This is a genomic window from Agrobacterium sp. CMT1 (genome assembly GCF_037203725.1).
GTDB lineage: Bacteria > Pseudomonadota > Alphaproteobacteria > Rhizobiales > Rhizobiaceae > Agrobacterium > Agrobacterium pusense.
In genome coordinates this window covers 250,985-269,083 of sequence record NZ_JBBCAR010000017.1, presented here as the reverse complement: position 1 = coordinate 269,083, position 18,099 = coordinate 250,985, and the positions used below count along the sequence as shown (strand labels likewise).

Sequence of the window (18,099 nt, the reverse complement as noted above, 5' to 3'; positions counted from 1 at the left end):
AGGCGCGGGATGGCAGCTCGTTTTCCGGATATAAGCCCATCCTGAAGGCTTGCCGAAATGTCCTAGCAACCCAACTGCGCGAGATAGCTGTCGCGATTATGCTGCGCGAGGTCCCTGCAATAACCGACGACGCAGTTCCGGGTGCCGCACCGGGCGCAAAGCAGGGCCAATTCAGCCTGGCTGAAGAATTCCGCGGGCGTTGCGGTGCCGTCCACCGAGGCGACGCCGATTGAAACCGTCAGATGCTCGCCGCCGCCCTCACTCGTCACGAAGCGCAAGGCTTCGACGCTTTGCCGCAGACGTTCAGCGATCGCCTCAGCCGTGTTTTGCGCAACGCCTGCAAACAGGAAAGCAAATTCGTTGCCGCCGATGCGGGCGACAAAATCATCCTTCTTGATCGTCTTGCGAAAGAGCCCAGCAAGCCGCCGCAGGGCCTTGTCTCCGGCGGCGGGGCCGTATTTGGCGTTGATCTCGCGGAAATGGTCGATATTGAGGAGCATCAGCGATGTCGCGGAGGCGGCCCTGTCTCCAGCAAAAAGCTCTCCGAGTTTTTCGAGGAAAGCCGCCCGGTTGGGCAGCGCCGTCAGCACGTCGCGCAGGGAACCGGCCTTCAGTTCGGCGCGCCGCCTTTCGACGTCATGTATTTTCATCAACCCCATGGAGATGAAATGCCTTAGGCTGGTCTGTTCCTCGTGGATGTCGTCCAGCAATCGGGCGACGCGATCGGTGGCCGGGGACCCAACAGTTTCGTCTTCGCCAAGGCGTCCGATGAAGGCTTCCGTGCGCCTCTGGCCAGCTTCCAGCCGTGCGGAAATCTGTTTCAGCGTTTCAAAGGCCTCGCTGGCCATCTGTTCCGCTTCGATGCGGGAGAAGCCGGGCAAATTGTGCCTCTGGCCAACCAGATCGATCTCGTGCTGTTGCGGCGCATTACCGAGCGCCAGGATGTCTCGGCCCATGGCCGGGTTATGGCCCGACAATATTTCATAGATCAATTCGTAATTGCGCGGCAATGGTGCAATATTCATCCTGGCGATGAATTGCGCGACCTTGGTAAGGACAAGACTACTTCTCGCCTGTTCGCGTTTTTTATCGCCAGCAGATGTCATCGCTGTCAGCTCCAGTATCGATGGTCTTATCAATCGAACGAAATAACCGTTTTCTGAATGGCCAAATCATAGGCGAGACGGCTTAAAATTGGCTAAACCAGCGAGCGAAATTCATCACTTCCAGGTTTTATTTCGGCCCTTGGCGAACGGAACCTTTCAAACGTCCTTTGATTGATAACATGACAAATGCTGATTTGATTTCCGGCTCCCGCCGATTTTATATCGCTTGGCCGTTATTGCAGAGAAGGTGCAGCCCATGACGAATTCCCGAACCCTCTATTCGCTCTGCGGAAGCGATGTCTCCAGGCCATTTTCCCCCCATTGCTGGAAAACCGTGTTTTCGTTGGCGCATAAGGGACTGGATTTCGAAGAGCGTCCGTTGCCCTTCACCGTCATCCCGACCGTGGAGGATGGTTTTTCGAAGACGGTGCCGATCCTGCGGGACGGCGACCGGCTGGTGAGCGACAGTTTCGAGATTGCCCTTTATCTGGACGAGGCCTACCCGGAGCGGCCGTCATTGTTCGATGGGGAGGGCGGCAAGGCCATGGCGCGCTTTATCGAAAGCTGGTCCCAAACCCAGCTGCATCCGGCCATCGTCCGTATCGCCGTGCTGGATATCCACAATATGCTGGATGAGCCGGATCGTCGTTATTTCCGCGAAAGCCGGACAAGGGCGCTTGGCCGCCCGCTCGAGGATGTCGTCGCCAACCGCGAAGACGAGATCGCCGCCTTTCCTGCCTTGCTCGCTCCCATCCGCCGGATGCTGAGTTTTCAGCCCTTCATCGGCGGCACGTCGCCGCTTTTTTCGGATTACATCGTTTTCGGCGCGCTGCAATGGGCGAGGATCACCACCGGTGCTGATCTGTTTTCTGATAATGACCCTGTGCGCGACTGGTTCGAAGGGTGCCTCGATCTTTACGATGCAAGGGGCCGCAGTGTGACAGCGGCGTGAAATGTCTGCCGTCAGTGCCGCAATCTCATTGATCCCCCTTGTTTTCGGGCCTTTGGGCGGGTAAAGACCGCCCACTTTCTCTGAAGGAAAAGGAAACGGACACATGGCGATTGAACGCACATTTTCGATGATCAAGCCGGACGCAACCAAGCGTAACCTCACGGGCGCGATCACCAAGGTATTTGAAGACAACGGCCTGCGCGTCGTCGCCTCCAAGCGCGTCTGGATGAGCAAGCGCGAAGCCGAAGGCTTCTACGCCGTCCACAAGGAGCGCCCCTTCTTCGGCGAACTCGTTGAAGGCATGACTTCCGGCCCGACCATCGTTCAGGTTCTGGAAGGCGAAAACGCCATCCTCAAGAACCGCGAAATCATGGGCGCCACCAACCCGGCCCAGGCCGCTGAAGGCACCATCCGCAAGACCTTCGCGCTTTCCATCGGCGAAAACTCCGTTCACGGTTCCGACGCTCCGGAAACCGCCGCTCAGGAAATCGCCTACTGGTTCGCCGAAACCGAAATCGTCGGCTGATTCAAAGTCTCAACGGCTTGAATCGCTCTATCAGGCGATTGCTCGAAGCCGCTGAAAAGACTCGAAGAAGCGGAGCCGAAAGGCTCCGTTTTTTTGTTTCTGGATGCGATAAGGGGATGCCGCACCCGCCTCCATCATCATTCCTGTGACAAGCACAGGCACGAGGAGAGGTTGCACTCGCTCCGTCAGTCCCTACGACGCCGGGCACCCCTGAGCCGGCCGCATATCAATCGTTCCGTCAGGTTTAAACACCTCCGGATTGGGCGTATAGAGCGGGCCGACGACCAGCGGCTTGGCGGGGAGAACTGACTGGTCGGTATCGGAGCGGATGATGGTCTCGATCGTCTGCAGAATATCGCCATCGGGCCCTTTGATGCGGACGGTGACCCTGTAGGGCCGGCCCTGCTTCACACATTCGACCGGCGGGCTCTGAACGGTGATCCTTTCGTCCTTCGGAAAAATCTTCTCGCGGGTGGTGAGGTCGGGCCCTCCGCGAGGGTTTTCGAATGTTGCTTCAACGCTGCTGCCATCGCGAATGGGGGCAATACGCTGCAGCGTCACCAGATAGGTGGCAATGGCCACGCGATAGTTGAAGACGAACATGCGGCCGGAAACCTTCGCCACCTCGCGCGGTTCTTCGCGCTGACAGCCGGAAAGGGTGAGTATCGCCACCATTGCCAGCAATGGCAGGCCGGTTCTTTTCATGACCGCGTCTCCTTCGTGCGGTGATAGTGCCGGCTGGCTTTCTGCCGGTTGCCGCACACCGCCATATCGCACCAGATCCGGCTTCTGTTTCTGCTGCGGTCGATGAACAGCCATCCGCAATTGCCGCAGATCCTCAACCGCTGCCGTGGTTCGTCCGCAAGCAGCGACAGTGCGGAGTGGGCGGTGGCATTGGCGAGATGTTCTGCCTTCGGGAACATGCGCAGGGCGGCGCCGCAAGCGAAGAGAAACTGCGCCAGTTTCCCGTCGTCCTCGCCGCCATCGGCGATGGACGAGCGAAAATAATCGTCGATTGCCTCGCGCAAATCGAAAAGAACCGGCCGTCTCTCTTCGTCGGGCGCGACGAGGGCGGGAAATCTTTCTCGCTCCGCACCAAGCCGTGTCGCCGCTTCGGCAAAGGTGGCGATCTGCCCGGCCACGGCGAAGCGGTCTACCGATCTAGCGGCGTCTGAACGCAGGATCACGCTGTTGGCAACATCCAACGCCAATGCGCCGCCCGCGAAACGATGTTCTGTCCAGCGAAAGGTCATGCCGCACATTATAACTATCAAAACTGGTTTTAATAGTTATAATCACAGCGGGAGGACGCGCTTGGCCTATTTCCTGCAACAATTGCTGAATGCAGTGCCGGTCGCCGCGCTTTATGCGGTTCTGGCCTTTGGTTATGCCATCGCCTTTTCAGTCACCAGACGCGCCGATGTCACCTATGGCGCCATATTCGCCTTTGCTGGCCAGACATGCCTGCTTTTTGCCGATTTCGGCTGGAACCGCCTGTGGCTTGTTCTGCCGGCGACATTGGCGCTGGGGGCAGGGGCGGGCCTGTTTGGCGGGCTGTGGGCGGCGGGTTTCATCGGCAGGGTGGTGATGCGGCCGTTAGCGAAAGCCTCTCCCAACGCGGTGACGGTCGCTTCCATCGGGGTGTTGATAGCACTGACGGAAAGTGCAAGGCTGGCCGCCGATACACGGCAATTATGGCTTCCGCCGCTTTTGTCGGAGCCGATACGTTTCTGGGCCGATGGCGGCTTCGCCGTGACGCTGACGCCGATGCAAATGCTGAATACGATGGCCTTCAGCCTGATCATTCTCGCCGGATCGTTTTATCTTGGCCGCTCCGCTTTCGGCAGGCGCTGGAAGGCAGTGTCGGACGATGCTTTTGCTGCAGCCTTGTGCGGGGTAAATGCAGGCCGGATATTTCTCATGTCCTATTGCGCGGCGGGGCTCGTCGCCGCCATCGCGGGCGTGCTGGCCACATTTTATTACGGCACCATGGATTTCGGGGCCGGTCTGGTCTTTGGCCTGAAGGTGGTGCTGATTTCTGCGGCAGGCGGTTATGCCAGTCCGCTGATCTGTGGGCTGGGGGCCGCCGCCGTCGGTTTTGCGGAAACTTTCTGGGTCGGTTACGGACCGGCCGCCTGGCGGGATGCGATGGTTCTCGCGATGCTGGTCGGCTGGCTGGTTATCATGCGCAGCAGGGTTGAAGCGCCTTAGGGCATTGACGAAAGCGATGCCCGCTTCCACCGGACCATGCGGGAAGAACAAGGCGTTATCGCCACTTTTCCCTGGCCGTATCGTCGGTTGTCTTTGCCGCAACCCACTCGCCCGCCTTTCCATCCTTGCCATGTTCCTTTTTCCAGAACGGCGCGGATGTCTTCAAGTAGTCCATCACGAAATTCGCGCCATCGAAGGCTGCCTGTCGATGCGATGAAGCAGCGATAACGAGGACGATATTTTCGCCCGTGGCGATTTTGCCGTGGCGATGGATGGCGGTGAGGCCAAGCAGGCCGAAGCGTTCCATCGCGAGCTTGGCGATGCGCGTCATTTCCGCTTCCGCCATGCCGGGATAATGTTCCAGTTCCAGCGCCGCGAGCGTGCCGCCATCATCCCGGCAGAGCCCGGTGAAGGCGACAACCGCGCCGATGCTCCTGTCACCTTCCGTCAGCCGGCGGGTTTCTTCCGCTGCGTCGAAATCCTCTGCCTGGACACGGACGGTCGGCTGCATTCGCTCATCCCCCCGTCATCGGCGGAAAAATGCCGATCTCGCGCGCGCCGACGATGCTTTCATCATGCTCGACGTGTTCCTGATTGACCGCAACGCGGATGACATTGGGAAATTCGAAGGCAGCCTCGTAATTTTCACCGCGTGTCGCAAGCCAGGCAATCAGCTCGCCGGCCGTAGTGATGGAGGAAGGGAGGTCCAGCTCCTCTTCATCCGTGCCGATCTTCTCGCGAACCCAGGCGAAATAAACGATCCGTGTCATCATTCTTCGTCCACGATGTGCTTGAGGCCAGCCTTGAAGTAATCATAACCGGTATACATGGTGAGCGCTGCGGCCAGCCAGAGAAGCGTGATGCCCATCTCGGTCGTGTATGGCAGAACCTTGTCGCCGGCAGGACCCGCGAGCAGGAAAGCGATGGCGACCATCTGGATGGTGGTCTTCCATTTGGCGATGCGGGTGACGGGAACGCTGACCTTCAGCGCCGCCAGATATTCGCGCAGGCCGGAAACAAGAATTTCACGGCAGAGAATGGTGATGGCCGCCCAGAGCGACCAGCCGGCAATGGTGCCGTCGGCCGCCATCAGAAGCAGGACGGATGCGACCAGCAGCTTGTCAGCGATCGGGTCCAGCATGCGGCCGATATTCGACGTCTGGTTCCAGATGCGTGCCAGATAACCGTCAAGGAAATCGGTCAGCGAGGCGATGATGAACAGCCACAGTGCCGTCCAGCGCGCAAAATCCGAACTCTCCAGTTTTCCTTCAACGTAAAAGCAAAGGACAATGACCGGAACAGCGAGAATCCGGCCATAGGTGAGGAGGTTGGGAATGCTGTATGCGCGCGAAGCCATGGGGAAACCTGTCAGTCTGAGATCAGCTGCCTTGATGCCGCCGCTAGGGCATAGCGTCAACACGTGATTATGTTTTTTTAGCAGGTCAGCCCCGCCGTTCTGCGTCAATCGCTGCCGCTCTCGTGGAAGTGATTGTAAATTTGCCGCGCCACCGTCTCGGAAATGCCGGTGACGGCCATCAGGTCATTGAGGCCCGCGCGGGAAACCGCCTTGGCGGTTCCAAAATGCTGCAGCAACGAACGTTTGCGCCCCGGTCCGATTCCCGAGATTTCGTCCAGCGGATTACGCACCATTTCCTTCTTGCGCCGGGCCCGGTGCGATCCGATCGCGAAACGGTGCGCCTCGTCACGCATGCGCTGAATGAAGTAGAGCACGGGATCACGTGGCGGCAGGGAAAAATCGCTGCGCCCGTCCGCGAAGAAACGTTCACGGCCCGCCTCGCGGTCCATGCCTTTGGCGACGCCGATGGCGGTTACGCAGTCGCGAATGCCGAGTTCGTCGAGGATGGCCCGCACCGCCGTCATCTGCCCCTGACCACCATCGATCAGGATCACGTCCGGCCAGGCGGGGAAGGGCATGTCGGCAGCTTCTTCTGCTGTCGGTATGCGCTCGCGATCCGGCTTTCCTTCTTCTTTCAGCAGGCGTGAGAAGCGGCGGGTCATCACCTCCCGCATCATGCCGAAATCGTCGCCCGGCGTGATGTCGGTCGATTTGATATTGAACTTGCGATACTGGTTCTTCACGAAACCTTCCGGCCCCGCCACCACCATGCCGCCGACCGCATTGGTGCCCATGATGTGCGAGTTATCGTAGATTTCGATCCGCCGAGGCACGTAGGCAAGGCCGAAAGTCTCGGCAAAGCCCTTCAGCAGCCGCGCCTGAGACGAGGTCTCCGCGAGCTTGCGGCCGTGCGCCTCGCGGGCATTGGCAAGCACGTGATCGGTAATGTCCTTCTTCTCGCCACGCTGCGGCACGCTGATCGTGACCTTGTGCCCGGCTTTTTCACCGAGGGCGGCCGCCAGCAGTTCCTGTTCCTCCACCGTTTCGGAAAGCAGGATCTGTTTCGGCACCGGCTTGTCGTCGTAGAACTGCGCCAGAAACGCGTTGAGAATTTCCGAGCCGGGCAGGGAAGGATCGGCCTTGGGGAAATAGGCGCGGTTGCCCCAGTTCTGGCCGGTGCGGAAAAAGAACACCTGAATACAGGAAATGCCGCCTTCGTGGTGGATGGCGAAGACATCCGCCTCTTCAATGCCGGCGGGGTTGATGCCCTGGTGGCTCTGGACGTGCGAAAGTGCCGCCAGCCGGTCGCGATAGATGGCGGCGCGCTCGAAATCGAGGTCTTCGGAAGCCTCGTTCATTTGTCGCGCAATTGCGGTCTTGACGCTCTGGCTCTTGCCGGACAGGAAATCCTTGGCTTCCTTGACCAGCTCCGCGTAGCCCTCGTCGCTGATCTCATGCGTACAGGGCCCGGAACAGCGCTTGATCTGGTACAGAAGACAGGGACGGGTGCGGGTTTCGAACACACTGTCTGTGCAGGTGCGTATCAAGAAGGCGCGCTGCAGCGAATTGATCGTGCGGCCAACCGCGCCGGCGGACGCGAAGGGTCCGAAATAGTCGCCCTTGCGCGCCCTTGCTCCCCGGTGCTTGAAGATCGCTGGTGCACGGTTGTCGGCGGTGATGAGAATATAGGGGAAGGACTTGTCGTCGCGCAGAAGTACGTTAAATCGCGGCCGCAAGCGCTTGATTAGATTCGCTTCCAGAAGAAGCGCTTCGGTCTCCGTGCGGGTGGTGACGAATTCCATGTGCGTGGTGTGACGCACCATCTGGGCGATGCGGTTGGAATGCACGCGGCCCTGCGCATAATTGCCGACGCGCTTCTTCAACGAGCGTGCCTTGCCGACGTAAAGCACGTCGCCCGCCTCGTTGAACATGCGATAGACACCCGGCGCATTGGGCAGGTGTTTGACGAATTCGCCAATGAGGTCCATGCCCTTCAGGCCGGATTCGTTCTTCCATCCCGCATTCCAGTCCATGCCGGCGACGTCGCGCGGAGCCTCGGCCGTTTCCGTTGCGGCAAGGCTTGCATCGTCATCTTCGTCGTCGGTGTCATCGAAGAGAATACCGCCATCAGGCAGCTTCTTTCCGTTCATTCAGGTATCTCCGCCACGTCAGGGGTTTCCCAGCCAAGGTGCTGGCCGCCGTCGAGCGCGATCATTTGTCCGGTGACCGACGGCGTGTCGTAAAGAAAGCGAATCGTCCGCCCGAACTCGTCCGGCGCAGGACCACGCTTTAATATAAGGCCGTCGATCTGCGCCTGAAAGTCCTCAGGCGCTTGTCTTTCGCTTTTGAAGGTGGGCCCAGGCCCGATGGCATTCACCCTGACGCGCGGCGCGAAGCTCTGCGCCATCGTCCGTGTGGCGGTCCAAAGCGCTGATTTCGAAAGGGTGTAGGAATAAAAGCGTGGCGTGAGCGCAAGCACACGCTGGTCGATGATATTGACGATCAGCCCGGATTTATCGGCGGGCAACTGTTCGACAAAGGCGGCGGCGATGAGGGAAGGCGCCCGCACATGCACGGCAAAATGCGCATCGAAGATATCAGGGTCAGGAGCTTCCGCCGTGTCGCCGAGAAAAACAGACGCATTGTTGACGACGACGCCGATGGGGCCGAGGGCGGAAGACGCCTTTTCGATGAGCGCCGCTGTCGGGGCTGATTGTGTCAGGTCCGCCTGAACGGCTGCAGCCCTGCCACCTTTCTGCCTTATTTCGTTAGCGAATTCCTCCGCCTGCGCGATCGATTCATTGGCATGGACCGCGATCGCAAAGCCGTGGCTGGCCAGATCGGTGGCGATAGCGCGCCCAAGCCGCCGCGCGGCCCCGGTAATCAAGACTGTCTTCGGTATATCTTCTTTCACAGCGGACCTGCATTTGCTCATACACGCCCTATTTGCTGGATATAAATGCAAATCGCAAGCTGTCACTCGGCCCGAAAAGAATTGGGCGATTTTTTATTCACAATGCAATTTCGGTTTAATTTTAATATAACGAAGTTTAAAGGCGATCTATTTTTGTTTAGCCTTCTGTTAGGGTTAATAAAACCCTTGTGGCAATTAGGCAACGTCTAATTCTAGTCACGCGTCTGCCCCAAACAATTCACATTTTGGCTCTTTGATCTCCGCATTCTCCCATCAAATTCGGTTTCCAGAGGGGCGATCAACCCGACGAATTATGCCGCGTCTGAAAACAATGTTTTGAGTGCAGAGCGGTCCTGAAAGGAGAATAACATGCGTATTTTCGTAGCAACCCTTATGGCTTCGACCATGGCCGCCGCTGGCTTTTCGGCTGCTCACGCCGCTGACGCCGTAAACGAAGTGCCGCAGGCACCGGTTTCCTACGACCAGCCAGCACCGGTCAAGGACTGGTCCGGCGCTTACCTCGGTGGTACCGTCAACTACGATTGGGGCCGTTTCAGCTCCAGCAACGACGGCCGTGACGCCAAGGGCGCTGGCGGCGGTCTGTACGGCGGTTACAACTGGCAGAATGGCCAGATCGTTTACGGTGCCGAAGCTGACGTCAACATGGGTGACGAGCGCGGTTCCGCCGGTACGGTTGCAGGTCGCTCGGTCGAAGGCAAGCAGGGCGTCAATGGCTCGCTGCGTGGCCGCGTTGGTTACGACATGAACCCGTTCCTGCTCTATGGTACGGCCGGTCTTGCTGTCTCCGACAACAAGGTTCGTGACGGCGTCAACAAGGACAGCGCCACGGCTCTCGGTTACACGGTTGGTGCCGGTGTGGAAGCCATGGTGACCGACAACATCACCGCCCGTCTGGAATATCGCTACAGCGATTACCAGAAAAAGGACTATACGCTCGGCAACGACGCCTTCTCGCGCGGTTATGACGACCACTCGGTCAAGGCCGGTATCGGCGTCAAGTTCTGATCCTTTCCGGATCGGTCAAAGAAAAGCCGGGGTCATGCCCCGGCTTTTTGTGTCTGTAATTTGCCGTTGAACGCCCGGCAAAAAGCCGGGTGTTCTGCGCGGTCACGTCAGGCGGCGGCCTTCATTTCCGTATAGGCCTCGAATCGCTTGCCAAAGGTTTCCGGCCACGCCGCCAGCGCATCGCGCCCTTCGGCCCACTCGCCCGCAAAACGCAGGTCTAGATAACCGATCATCGCAGCCAGCGCGAAATGGCCGCCGTGCAGCTTCTTGCCGGTCTTCGGCAGGTTGGCGTTGAGATGGTCGAGCCCGCGCACCACCTTGCTCCACTGCTTGTCGATCCAGGGCTGGTGAATTTTCTCTTCCGGTCGGAAACGGCGCTCGTAGACGATGGCCAGCAGGCAATCCATGATGCCGTCGCACAGCGCCTCCAGAATTTCCACATCCGTGCGCTTGCCGTTCTTTTTGGGGTAGAGTTTACCGCCTGAAAGACGGTCGAGATAATGCATGATGGCCACGCTGTCGTAGACCGATCCGCCATCATCAAGCAGCAGTACCGGAATCTTTCCCAGCGGATTATTGTCCATCAGCGTGGCCGGCTCGGCGTTGGTGTCAACGCGAACGGAGGTTATGTCGATGTCGAGATGACGGGCCGCCATGCGCACCTTGGCGGAGTAGGGGGAGGCGGGCGAATAGAGCAGTTCCATGGTTGGATCCCTGTGGGTTGATCAGCGAATGGGGATGATTTCAGTTGAACTCGCGCGGCAGCCCTTGCGGTCAAGCTCCGGGCAATCGCGGAATGTCATGTCCCGGTTAAGGCAGATGCGCACTTCTTCGAGGCGCTTGCCATCGCAGCTGATGGAAATGCCGCGTTTCGACAGGCCGGGATTGGCATCGGTAAAGGCGGTTTCTATCGCATCGGCGGAAAGCGTGGCTGTTTCGGCGCCGGAAGCGATTCTCTCCGGCAGCCGGATGGCCTCGAAGGCGGCCCGCGTCGCCGAGAAATAGTCTCGCTGCGACAGGCCGGAACAGGAGCCGTGTTTGCGCCACTGATGGCCGATCAGGCCCATGGAGGGCATGATGTCGAACATGGTGCGGCCAATCGCGTCTGGAACACGCTCAGGCTCGTCGCTTCGGCAGAATTCGGGATAGCCGTTTTCGTTCTGCGGCCATAGCCCGTGCACCACGAATCCGTAACGCCTGTCGCTGCCGCACTGCTGTCGGTTGCCCGAGCCTTCGGAACTGGCGCAGAATGCCGGTGACCATGAAAGCGAGAGCACATAAAAATCGAAGCCGCTTCCGCGCGGCGGAGGCCTCTTATCCGGCTTCGCTTGAGAAACCGCGCGCCCTGGAGCGTCCGGCCCGGAATTGCCGGCGGTCTGCGATTGGGGTTGTGTCTGCCGGTCGGCCGGTGTGGTTGGGGCCGGATTTTGCTGCGCGAACCATAAGGCGCCGAGCGACAGAAGGCCCAGGGCGATGAAACCGGCATAACGCTTCATTCGGTGTACGTTCCCCGGAAAATGGACGACCTCATATCGCCGGCAGGCGACGATCCGGTCTTACATCAACTTGTGAACGGGGCAAACCGCCAATCTTTGATGAAAAGGTTGAAAGCTTCGCCGCATAACGAATAGAGTCGAACGAATCTCCGCAAAAGACGGAACAGGCTGGGGTGAAGCTGGAGGAAATAGGCGGGCATGACCGCATGAAATTCAAGAAATATATCTGGCCCGTCGTTGGCTTTGCGACGATCGGTTTTTCCGCCTGGTTGCTCTTTCACGAATTGCGCGGCCTGTCGCTCGATGATCTCTGGGACAGCCTGAAGGCCATTCGGGTGCGGGACTGGTTGTGTTCGGGTCTCTCCACCCTGCTGGCCTATGCCGCGCTTGCCGGTTATGACCGCATCGCGTTGCAGCATCTTGGCCGCAAGGTGAACTGGCTCTTCATAACGCTCACCTCCTTCACCACCTATGCGCTGTCCCACAATGTCGGCGCGTCGGTGTTTTCGGGCGCCGTGGTGCGATATCGGGCGTATACGTCGAAGGGACTAAGTGTGGCGGAAGTGGGCGTTCTCGTCGGCCTCTGCTCTTTCACCTTCCTCATCGGCACGATCATGCTGATCGGACTGGTGCTGCTTTACGAGCCTGACATCACTGAACGGTTCACGGGCATACTGCCGGTCGAAGCCTCGACCACGACAGGCGTCGTGCTGCTCTTTTTCGTCAGCCTTTATGTTCTCGGCAGCCTGCTCAGGCTGAAGCCTCTGAAGATCGGCTCCTTCGTGTTGCCATACCCGGCGCCGAAGCTTGTGGCGCAGCAACTGGTCATTGGCCCCATCGAGCTGATCGGCGCGGCGGGCATCATCTATTTCGCGCTGCCGGAAGCCGGCAATCCCGGCTATATGGTCATTCTCGGCATATTTCTGGTGTCGTTTTCCGCAGCGCTCATTTCGCATGCGCCGGGCGGATTGGGCGTGCTGGAACTCGTCTTCGTCACCGGCCTGCCGGACATGAACCCGGCCGATGTCATCGCAGCGCTCCTGGTCTTCCGCCTGTTTTACCTCATCATCCCCTTCATCATGGCGCTGTTCGTGATCCTGTTCTTCGAACGATCACAGCTTGCCGCGGCGCAGAAAAGGGAAGGGCTGAGGTAACTCAGCTGTCTTCCGGCTTTTCTTCGCCGCGCAGCCAGAAGGCGCGTTGCGAGGCAAACCTGTCCTGCGCCAGCCTTGTCTTGAGGTAAGGCAGCAGCGTGTGCAGCTCTTCTTTCAGCGTGTAGGGCGGATTGACGATGATGAGGCCGGAGCCGCTCAGCCCATCCAGCCGGTCGCTCCTGACGGAAAGTTCCGCGCATAGCATCTTCGGAATCTCGAAGGATTGCAGCCGCTCGTGGAAATCCTTGATCGGCGCGCCTTTCTTGAGCGGATACCACAGGCAATATGTACCGGTGGAAAAACGTCGGTACGCCTTGTTCAAACCATCGGCCAGGCGCTGATATTCATTCTCCAGCTCGAATGGCGGATCAACGAGGATGAGGCCGCGTTTTTCTTTCGGCGGCAGATGCGCGCCAAGCGACAGCCAGCCATCGAGCTCGGTCACCCGCACCTGATAGTCACCTTCGAATAGCCGCGCGAGCGCGCGGCTGTCATCCGGGTGCAGTTCCATGGCCGAAAGCCGGTCCTGCGGGCGAAACAGCATACGCGCGAGTTTCGGTGAGCCGGGGTAGAATTTGACACCGCCTTCAGGATTGAGTTCCTTCACGGCGGCAAGATAGGGCTCCAGCAGCTCGGCGATAGGGTTGGGCAGATCACCCTCCATCAGCTTTCCGATGCCGGTCTGCCATTCGCCGGTTTTCTGCGCCTCTTCAGACGTCAGGTCGTAAAGACCGATGCCGGCATGGGTGTCCAGTACCCGAAAGGCCTTGTCCTTGTTCTGCAGGTAACGCACGAGGCGGGCGAGAACGGCATGTTTGAGGACATCCGCGAAATTGCCGGCGTGATAGATGTGGCGGTAGTTCATGGATGTGTCTCGCTTGCCGTTTATCCGGATGAATGGTCAGGATGAATATTCTTGATGGACGTCACTTCGGCCTTTTTGCCGCATCGTTGATGCAATATACAAAAGACATGAACGTTGCGACCCCGATTTCCGCTGAAAAAGCCACCCTGAAGGCCGAAGTCCGTATCGGACACACGGTCTGCCCGCATGACTGTCCGAGCGCGTGCGCGCTGGAGGTCGATATCAATGCCGATGGCCGCATCGGTCGTGTGCGCGGCGCCAATGCCAACACCTATACCGCCGGCGTGATCTGCGCCAAGGTGGCGCGGTATTCCGAGCGCATCTATCATCCCGGTCGTCTGCTGACCCCGAAGCGCCGCAAGGGCGCAAAAGGGGCGGGCGACTGGCAGGAAATTTCCTGGGAAGCGGCGCTGGACGAGGTCGCCGACGCTTTTGTGAAGGCAGAAGCCCGGCACGGCGCGGAGGCCATCTGGCCCTATTTCTACGCGGGCACGATGGGGCAGGTGCAGCGCGACTCCATCGAGCGGCTGCGCCACGCCAAGAAATATTCGGGCTTCTTCGGCTCGATTTGCACCAACATGGCCTGGACCGGCTATGTGATGGGCACGGGCGCCTTGCGCGGCCCCGATCCGCGCGAGATCGGCAAGGCCGATGTCGTCGTCATCTGGGGCACCAATGCGGTCGCCACGCAGGTCAATGTCATGACCCATGCGGTCAAGGCCCGCAAGGAACGCGGCGCGAAGATCGTCGTGGTCGATATCTATGACAATCCGACCATGAAACAGGCGGATATGCGCCTCGTCGTCCGACCCGGCACGGATGCGGCGCTGGCATGCGCCGTAATGCACATCGCCTTCCGCGACGGTTACGCCGACCGTGGTTACATGGCGCGCTTCGCCGACGACCCGGCCGGGCTCGAGGCGCATTTGAAGACGAAGACGCCGCAGTGGGCATCAGAGATCACGGGCCTTTCGGTCGACGAGATCGAGGATTTCGCGAGGCTGGTTGGCGTCACGAAAAAGACCTTCTTCCGGCTCGGATATGGGTTTGCCCGACAGCGCAACGGCGCGGTCGCCATGCATGCAGCGCTTTCGATCGCCACGGTGCTCGGTTCCTGGCAATATGAGGGCGGCGGCGCGTTCCACAATAATGGCGACATCTTCCGGCTCAACAAGGCGGAGCTCATGGGAACGGCCTATGCCGACCCCGACGTGCGCCAGCTCGACCAGTCGCAGATCGGCCGCGTGCTGACGGGGGACGCCGAAGCGCTGCGCCACGGCGGCCCGGTGACGGCGCTGCTCATCCAGAACACCAATCCGGTCAATGTCGCTCCCGAACAGAGGCTGGTGAAGCAGGGCTTCCTGCGCGATGATCTCTTCGTCGCCGTGCATGAGCAATTCATGACGGAAACGGCCGAGCTTGCCGATATCGTGCTGCCCGCCACCATGTTCCTCGAACATGACGACATTTACCGCGCCGGCGGCCAGAATCACATCTTGCTTGGTCCTAAACTGGTGGAGCCGCCCGAAACGGTGCGTACCAACCTCTTCGTCATCGAGGAGCTGGCAAAGCGTCTCGGGATCGACCACATGCCGGGCTTTGGCCTTTCAGCGCGCGATCATGTCGATCATATGCTGAAAGTCAGTGGCTGGGGCGACTTCGATACGCTCGCCGAAGAGAAATGGATCGATGCGCAGCCACCGTTCGAGGTCGCGCATTATCTTGAAGGCTTCGGTTACGGTGACGGGAAGTTCCGTTTCAGCCCCGATTGGGCAACAGGGCCGTCTCCCAACAAACCGCCGAAGAACATCGGCGTGATGGGGCCGGTGTCGGAATTTCCGAAATTCCCGGATCAGGTCGATGTCATCGAGGTTGCGGATGCTGACCATCCCTTCCGACTGGCGACATCGCCGGCGCGCAACTTCCTGAATTCCACTTTCGCGGAAACCAAAACCTCCGTGCAGAAGGAAGGGCGCCCGGAACTGATGATCTGTCCTGAGGATGCCGCCATCAACGGCATTTCTGATGGCGACATCGTCCGCATCGGCAACGGGCGAGGCGAGGTCCGGCTCCACGCGAAAATCGTGGAAGGTGCTAGGCCGGGAGTGCTCATTGCCGAAGGGCTATGGCCGAACAAGGCGCATCTGGACGGCGAGGGCATCAACGTGCTGACCGGTGCCGACGCCGTCGCTCCCTATGGCGGCGCGGCATTTCACGACAACAAGGTTTGGCTGCGCAAGAGCTGACGGAAGATTTTGAATGACGAAGTTCGAGAACGTGAAAATTGAAATTCTGAAAGACGAAACGCTTTCAAAGAACTGGTATCACCTCCGCAACATAACCTACAATTACACCAATTCCCGTGGCGAAACGAAAGTCATCAGGCGCGAAGCCTATGACCGTGGCAACGGCGCGACGATCCTGCTGTTTGATCCACGACGCCAGACGGTTGTTCTGGTACGGCAGTTTCGCATGCCGGCCCATGTGAACGGTCATCCCGGCTGGCTCCTTGAAGCCCCGGCTGGCCTGCTGGACGGCGATAACCCGGCCGAAGCCATTCGCCGCGAGGTGACGGAAGAAACGGGCTACGTCGTGAGGGACGTGCGGTTCCTGTTCAAATCGTTCATGTCGCCCGGTTCTGTCACCGAGATCATTCATTTCTTCGCCGCGATTGTCGAATCTTCGGATCGTGTCGAAGAAGGCGGCGGTGCGGCCCATGAGGACGAGGATATCGAGGTCGTGGAAATCCCGCTGGACGACGCCATGAAGATGATCGAGACGGGCGAGATATGCGATGGCAAGACGATCATGCTGCTGCAATGGGCGGCGTTGAACCGCGCCTCGCTGACAGCCTGAGATTTCATCATCTTTCGGAGACTATTATGAATGTGTCGCTCTTAAAGTCGCCCGCTGCCGCGACTGACCGGATCCGGCTGGTGGAAAAGGAAACCGTCTGGAAGGGCTTCGTGCATTTGCAGAAGCTCGTTTTTGACCAGCGCATGCCTGACGGCAAGATGATCCGTATTGTGAGGGAGGTCCATGATCACGGCCTCGCCGCCGCCATTCTCCTTTATGACCCGAAACGCGACAGCGTGGTAATGGTACGCCAGTTTCGCCCCGCCGCCTTCGTCAACGGCGACCCGAACTTCATGATCGAAGTTCCGGCAGGGCTTCTCGATGGCGACGATGCCGCTGATGCAATCCGCCGTGAGGCGATGGAGGAATCCGGTTACGCCGTCGAAAAGGTTGAATACCTCTTCGACATGTATGCCAGCCCTGGCACGCTGACTGAAAAGGTCAGTCTCTTCGTCGCCCGCATCGATCTCGACGTGCAGGCCGGCAGCGGTGGCGGACTGGAGGATGAAGGCGAAGATATCGAGGTTCTGACTTACGGTCTCGACGAAGCCTTCGGAATGATCGCCTCGGGTGAAATCACGGATTCGAAGACGATCATTCTGCTGCAATGGGCGATGCTTAATCGCGACCGGCTTTAAAGGCGGGGCGGCTTGAGCATATCCAGTGAACTAACCCACGGATACGGCCATCAACGCTAAAATCGCCCTCTGACGCCGGCACCCACGAAAATCGACTGTAAGTCGCCGCCACCAGCGTTCTTCTCCGACGACAGGCTTCCGGCGCCCGCGCCGCTATAATGCGTGTTCCCGCGCCCGAGGCTGGTATAGTCGTAAGCGCCGTCGAGGTAGATCGAGGCGTTTTCCGTCACGTCATAGGCAACGCCTGCCTTCACCCCGAACATGCCGGCAACGTCGAATTTGTCAGTGAAGCGCATGTCGCGCAGCCAGTGATCGTCAGTCGCCTTGGCGTAGACCATGGCGCCACCTTCGAGACCGAGATTGAGCGACCAGTTGCCGAATCTCTGGCCGCCCGTCAGGTTGCCGTAGAAAACCGGTATCTGTTGGCGATAGGTGATTCCCTTGAGGCCATCCTTGAATTTGCCTGAGAAATCGCGGCGGGAGAAAACACTGTAAACGGCGTTGCCGCCATAGGCCGACCATTGCACATCGGTGTAGCGAAAACCGACGCCCGCGCTGAGATATTGCTGCGGATCCTCCAGCAATGTGCGATTGAGTTCGAGGCCTCCCGAAAAATAATGGTCGAGCCGTGTGTCATCATGCTGGGAGCGATCGCTCCAATTCTCCTTGGAGCTGTCTTTCGAAAAGGGCCATACCCAGTCGTAGTCGGTCATGTAGCCATCGCCTTCAAAACCGATGCGGCCTTCCGCCTTGACGCGCCAGCCGGGCGCTAGTTCAAGGCCGAGCGAGCCGCGCAACGCCACGGCGTTTTTCGTTTCCCATTCCAGTTCGCTCACCTTGCGGCCACCGAGATTAACAGTTTCCGTCGCCCGGAGATTGAGAACGCCGGCATCCAGTGAAGCCGTAATGCCGTTTTGTTCGGCGGCGAGTGGCAGGCAGGTACCCATCAGTAAAGCCGCAGAAAGCGGCAGGGGAAATCTCGAAAATCGCATAATCGC

At 59.1% G+C, this 18,099-nt stretch carries 20 protein-coding genes; 8 read left to right on the top strand and 12 right to left on the bottom strand.

Annotated elements, in window-relative coordinates:
• Nucleotides 1–62 precede the first annotated feature (62 nt).
• The gene (locus WA845_RS20735; protein ID WP_337322548.1) at nt 63–1,106 is read right to left on the bottom strand and encodes a GGDEF domain-containing protein; all 1,044 of its coding nucleotides are present in this window, start codon (nt 1,104–1,106) and stop codon (nt 63–65) included.
• A 256-nt stretch (nt 1,107–1,362) separates the two neighbouring features.
• Here WA845_RS20735 and WA845_RS20730 point away from each other — a divergent pair, with 256 nt between their 5' ends.
• Entirely contained in the window at nt 1,363–2,058 is a 696-nt protein-coding gene (locus WA845_RS20730; protein WP_077987777.1) for a glutathione S-transferase family protein, read from the top strand.
• Between the two features lie 103 nt (nt 2,059–2,161).
• On the top strand, nt 2,162–2,584 hold the full coding sequence (gene ndk / locus WA845_RS20725) for a nucleoside-diphosphate kinase (protein ID WP_003496769.1): 423 nt from the start codon (nt 2,162–2,164) through the stop codon (nt 2,582–2,584).
• A 192-nt stretch (nt 2,585–2,776) separates the two neighbouring features.
• Here ndk and WA845_RS20720 read toward each other — a convergent pair whose 3' ends face one another.
• Nucleotides 2,777–3,289, bottom strand: a complete 513-nt coding sequence (locus WA845_RS20720; protein WP_112555081.1) for a hypothetical protein — start codon at nt 3,287–3,289, stop codon at nt 2,777–2,779.
• Nucleotides 3,286–3,846, bottom strand: coding sequence for a CGNR zinc finger domain-containing protein (locus WA845_RS20715; RefSeq protein WP_309759673.1), 561 nt, complete (start codon nt 3,844–3,846; stop codon nt 3,286–3,288). The genes WA845_RS20720 and WA845_RS20715 overlap by 4 nt, the downstream gene beginning before the upstream one ends.
• Before the next feature lie 52 nt (nt 3,847–3,898).
• On the opposite strand from WA845_RS20715, the gene WA845_RS20710 reads away from it, so the two are divergent.
• Nucleotides 3,899–4,795 (top strand): branched-chain amino acid ABC transporter permease, encoded by an 897-nt coding sequence (locus WA845_RS20710; protein WP_035207680.1) that lies wholly within the window; start codon nt 3,899–3,901, stop codon nt 4,793–4,795.
• Nucleotides 4,796–4,850: 55 nt separating this feature from the next.
• On the opposite strand, the gene WA845_RS20705 is transcribed toward WA845_RS20710, so the two are convergent.
• From WA845_RS20705 to WA845_RS20685, 5 genes are all read right to left on the bottom strand, one after another.
• Nucleotides 4,851–5,306 (bottom strand): molybdenum cofactor biosynthesis protein MoaE, encoded by a 456-nt coding sequence (locus WA845_RS20705; RefSeq protein WP_112555079.1) that lies wholly within the window; start codon nt 5,304–5,306, stop codon nt 4,851–4,853.
• Between the two features lie 4 nt (nt 5,307–5,310).
• Complete coding sequence (gene moaD / locus WA845_RS20700; RefSeq protein ID WP_006700176.1) at nt 5,311–5,565, bottom strand: molybdopterin converting factor subunit 1; 255 nt, start codon at nt 5,563–5,565, stop codon at nt 5,311–5,313.
• Complete coding sequence (gene pgsA / locus WA845_RS20695) at nt 5,565–6,152, bottom strand: CDP-diacylglycerol--glycerol-3-phosphate 3-phosphatidyltransferase (protein ID WP_004441114.1); 588 nt, start codon at nt 6,150–6,152, stop codon at nt 5,565–5,567. The genes moaD and pgsA overlap by 1 nt, the downstream gene beginning before the upstream one ends.
• Nucleotides 6,153–6,256: 104 nt before the next feature.
• On the bottom strand, nt 6,257–8,302 hold the full coding sequence (uvrC, locus tag WA845_RS20690) for an excinuclease ABC subunit UvrC (RefSeq protein WP_022555955.1): 2,046 nt from the start codon (nt 8,300–8,302) through the stop codon (nt 6,257–6,259).
• Entirely contained in the window at nt 8,299–9,087 is a 789-nt protein-coding gene (locus WA845_RS20685; protein ID WP_051634340.1) for an SDR family oxidoreductase, read from the bottom strand. The genes uvrC and WA845_RS20685 overlap by 4 nt, the downstream gene beginning before the upstream one ends.
• A 348-nt stretch (nt 9,088–9,435) precedes the next feature.
• Between WA845_RS20685 and WA845_RS20680 the strand changes: the two genes are divergently transcribed.
• A complete protein-coding gene (locus WA845_RS20680) occupies nt 9,436–10,092 on the top strand; it encodes an outer membrane protein (RefSeq protein ID WP_004441118.1) in 657 nt (218 codons plus the stop codon).
• A gap of 107 nt (nt 10,093–10,199) precedes the next feature.
• Here WA845_RS20680 and WA845_RS20675 read toward each other — a convergent pair whose 3' ends face one another.
• Nucleotides 10,200–10,796 (bottom strand): glutathione S-transferase, encoded by a 597-nt coding sequence (locus WA845_RS20675; protein ID WP_006700180.1) that lies wholly within the window; start codon nt 10,794–10,796, stop codon nt 10,200–10,202.
• A gap of 21 nt (nt 10,797–10,817) precedes the next feature.
• Nucleotides 10,818–11,588: a ribonuclease T2 family protein gene (locus WA845_RS20670; RefSeq protein WP_112555077.1), complete on the bottom strand. Its 771-nt coding sequence runs from the start codon at nt 11,586–11,588 to the stop codon at nt 10,818–10,820.
• A 206-nt stretch (nt 11,589–11,794) separates the two neighbouring features.
• On the opposite strand from WA845_RS20670, the gene WA845_RS20665 reads away from it, so the two are divergent.
• Nucleotides 11,795–12,742 carry a lysylphosphatidylglycerol synthase domain-containing protein gene (locus WA845_RS20665; RefSeq protein WP_004441121.1) on the top strand — a complete coding sequence of 316 codons (948 nt, stop codon included), beginning with the start codon at nt 11,795–11,797 and terminating at the stop codon, nt 12,740–12,742.
• A gap of 1 nt (nt 12,743) precedes the next feature.
• Here the strand turns inward: WA845_RS20665 and WA845_RS20660 are convergent, their stop codons facing one another.
• Complete coding sequence (locus WA845_RS20660) at nt 12,744–13,607, bottom strand: 23S rRNA (adenine(2030)-N(6))-methyltransferase RlmJ (protein WP_112555075.1); 864 nt, start codon at nt 13,605–13,607, stop codon at nt 12,744–12,746.
• 41 nt (nt 13,608–13,648) lie between these two features.
• Here WA845_RS20660 and WA845_RS20655 point away from each other — a divergent pair, with 41 nt between their 5' ends.
• From WA845_RS20655 to WA845_RS20645, 3 genes are read left to right on the top strand one after another with little or no spacing between them, the layout of a single operon-like run.
• The gene (locus WA845_RS20655; protein ID WP_162719209.1) at nt 13,649–15,853 is read left to right on the top strand and encodes a molybdopterin-containing oxidoreductase family protein; all 2,205 of its coding nucleotides are present in this window, start codon (nt 13,649–13,651) and stop codon (nt 15,851–15,853) included.
• A 13-nt stretch (nt 15,854–15,866) separates the two neighbouring features.
• Nucleotides 15,867–16,463, top strand: coding sequence for an NUDIX domain-containing protein (locus WA845_RS20650; protein WP_337322547.1), 597 nt, complete (start codon nt 15,867–15,869; stop codon nt 16,461–16,463).
• 26 nt (nt 16,464–16,489) lie between these two features.
• Nucleotides 16,490–17,101 carry an NUDIX domain-containing protein gene (locus WA845_RS20645; RefSeq protein ID WP_112555152.1) on the top strand — a complete coding sequence of 204 codons (612 nt, stop codon included), beginning with the start codon at nt 16,490–16,492 and terminating at the stop codon, nt 17,099–17,101.
• Between the two features lie 56 nt (nt 17,102–17,157).
• On the opposite strand, the gene WA845_RS20640 is transcribed toward WA845_RS20645, so the two are convergent.
• Nucleotides 17,158–18,093 carry an omptin family outer membrane protease gene (locus WA845_RS20640; protein WP_112555073.1) on the bottom strand — a complete coding sequence of 312 codons (936 nt, stop codon included), beginning with the start codon at nt 18,091–18,093 and terminating at the stop codon, nt 17,158–17,160.
• Nucleotides 18,094–18,099 lie beyond the last annotated feature (6 nt).

What these genes read in the sequence shown, in the direction of transcription:
- WA845_RS20735 (WP_337322548.1), bottom strand. Translation starts at nt 1,106, where the DNA reads ATGACATCTGCTGGCGATAAAAAACGCGAACAGGCGAGAAGTAGTCTT.
- WA845_RS20730 (WP_077987777.1), top strand. Translation starts at nt 1,363, where the DNA reads ATGACGAATTCCCGAACCCTCTATTCGCTCTGCGGAAGCGATGTCTCC.
- ndk (WP_003496769.1), top strand. Translation starts at nt 2,162, where the DNA reads ATGGCGATTGAACGCACATTTTCGATGATCAAGCCGGACGCAACCAAG.
- WA845_RS20720 (WP_112555081.1), bottom strand. Translation starts at nt 3,289, where the DNA reads ATGAAAAGAACCGGCCTGCCATTGCTGGCAATGGTGGCGATACTCACC.
- WA845_RS20715 (WP_309759673.1), bottom strand. Translation starts at nt 3,846, where the DNA reads ATGTGCGGCATGACCTTTCGCTGGACAGAACATCGTTTCGCGGGCGGC.
- WA845_RS20705 (WP_112555079.1), bottom strand. Translation starts at nt 5,306, where the DNA reads ATGCAGCCGACCGTCCGTGTCCAGGCAGAGGATTTCGACGCAGCGGAA.
- moaD (WP_006700176.1), bottom strand. Translation starts at nt 5,565, where the DNA reads ATGACACGGATCGTTTATTTCGCCTGGGTTCGCGAGAAGATCGGCACG.
- pgsA (WP_004441114.1), bottom strand. Translation starts at nt 6,152, where the DNA reads ATGGCTTCGCGCGCATACAGCATTCCCAACCTCCTCACCTATGGCCGG.
- uvrC (WP_022555955.1), bottom strand. Translation starts at nt 8,302, where the DNA reads ATGAACGGAAAGAAGCTGCCTGATGGCGGTATTCTCTTCGATGACACC.
- WA845_RS20685 (WP_051634340.1), bottom strand. Translation starts at nt 9,087, where the DNA reads ATGAGCAAATGCAGGTCCGCTGTGAAAGAAGATATACCGAAGACAGTC.
- WA845_RS20680 (WP_004441118.1), top strand. Translation starts at nt 9,436, where the DNA reads ATGCGTATTTTCGTAGCAACCCTTATGGCTTCGACCATGGCCGCCGCT.
- WA845_RS20675 (WP_006700180.1), bottom strand. Translation starts at nt 10,796, where the DNA reads ATGGAACTGCTCTATTCGCCCGCCTCCCCCTACTCCGCCAAGGTGCGC.
- WA845_RS20670 (WP_112555077.1), bottom strand. Translation starts at nt 11,588, where the DNA reads ATGAAGCGTTATGCCGGTTTCATCGCCCTGGGCCTTCTGTCGCTCGGC.
- WA845_RS20665 (WP_004441121.1), top strand. Translation starts at nt 11,795, where the DNA reads ATGAAATTCAAGAAATATATCTGGCCCGTCGTTGGCTTTGCGACGATC.
- WA845_RS20660 (WP_112555075.1), bottom strand. Translation starts at nt 13,607, where the DNA reads ATGAACTACCGCCACATCTATCACGCCGGCAATTTCGCGGATGTCCTC.
- WA845_RS20655 (WP_162719209.1), top strand. Translation starts at nt 13,649, where the DNA reads ATGAATATTCTTGATGGACGTCACTTCGGCCTTTTTGCCGCATCGTTG.
- WA845_RS20650 (WP_337322547.1), top strand. Translation starts at nt 15,867, where the DNA reads ATGACGAAGTTCGAGAACGTGAAAATTGAAATTCTGAAAGACGAAACG.
- WA845_RS20645 (WP_112555152.1), top strand. Translation starts at nt 16,490, where the DNA reads ATGAATGTGTCGCTCTTAAAGTCGCCCGCTGCCGCGACTGACCGGATC.
- WA845_RS20640 (WP_112555073.1), bottom strand. Translation starts at nt 18,093, where the DNA reads ATGCGATTTTCGAGATTTCCCCTGCCGCTTTCTGCGGCTTTACTGATG.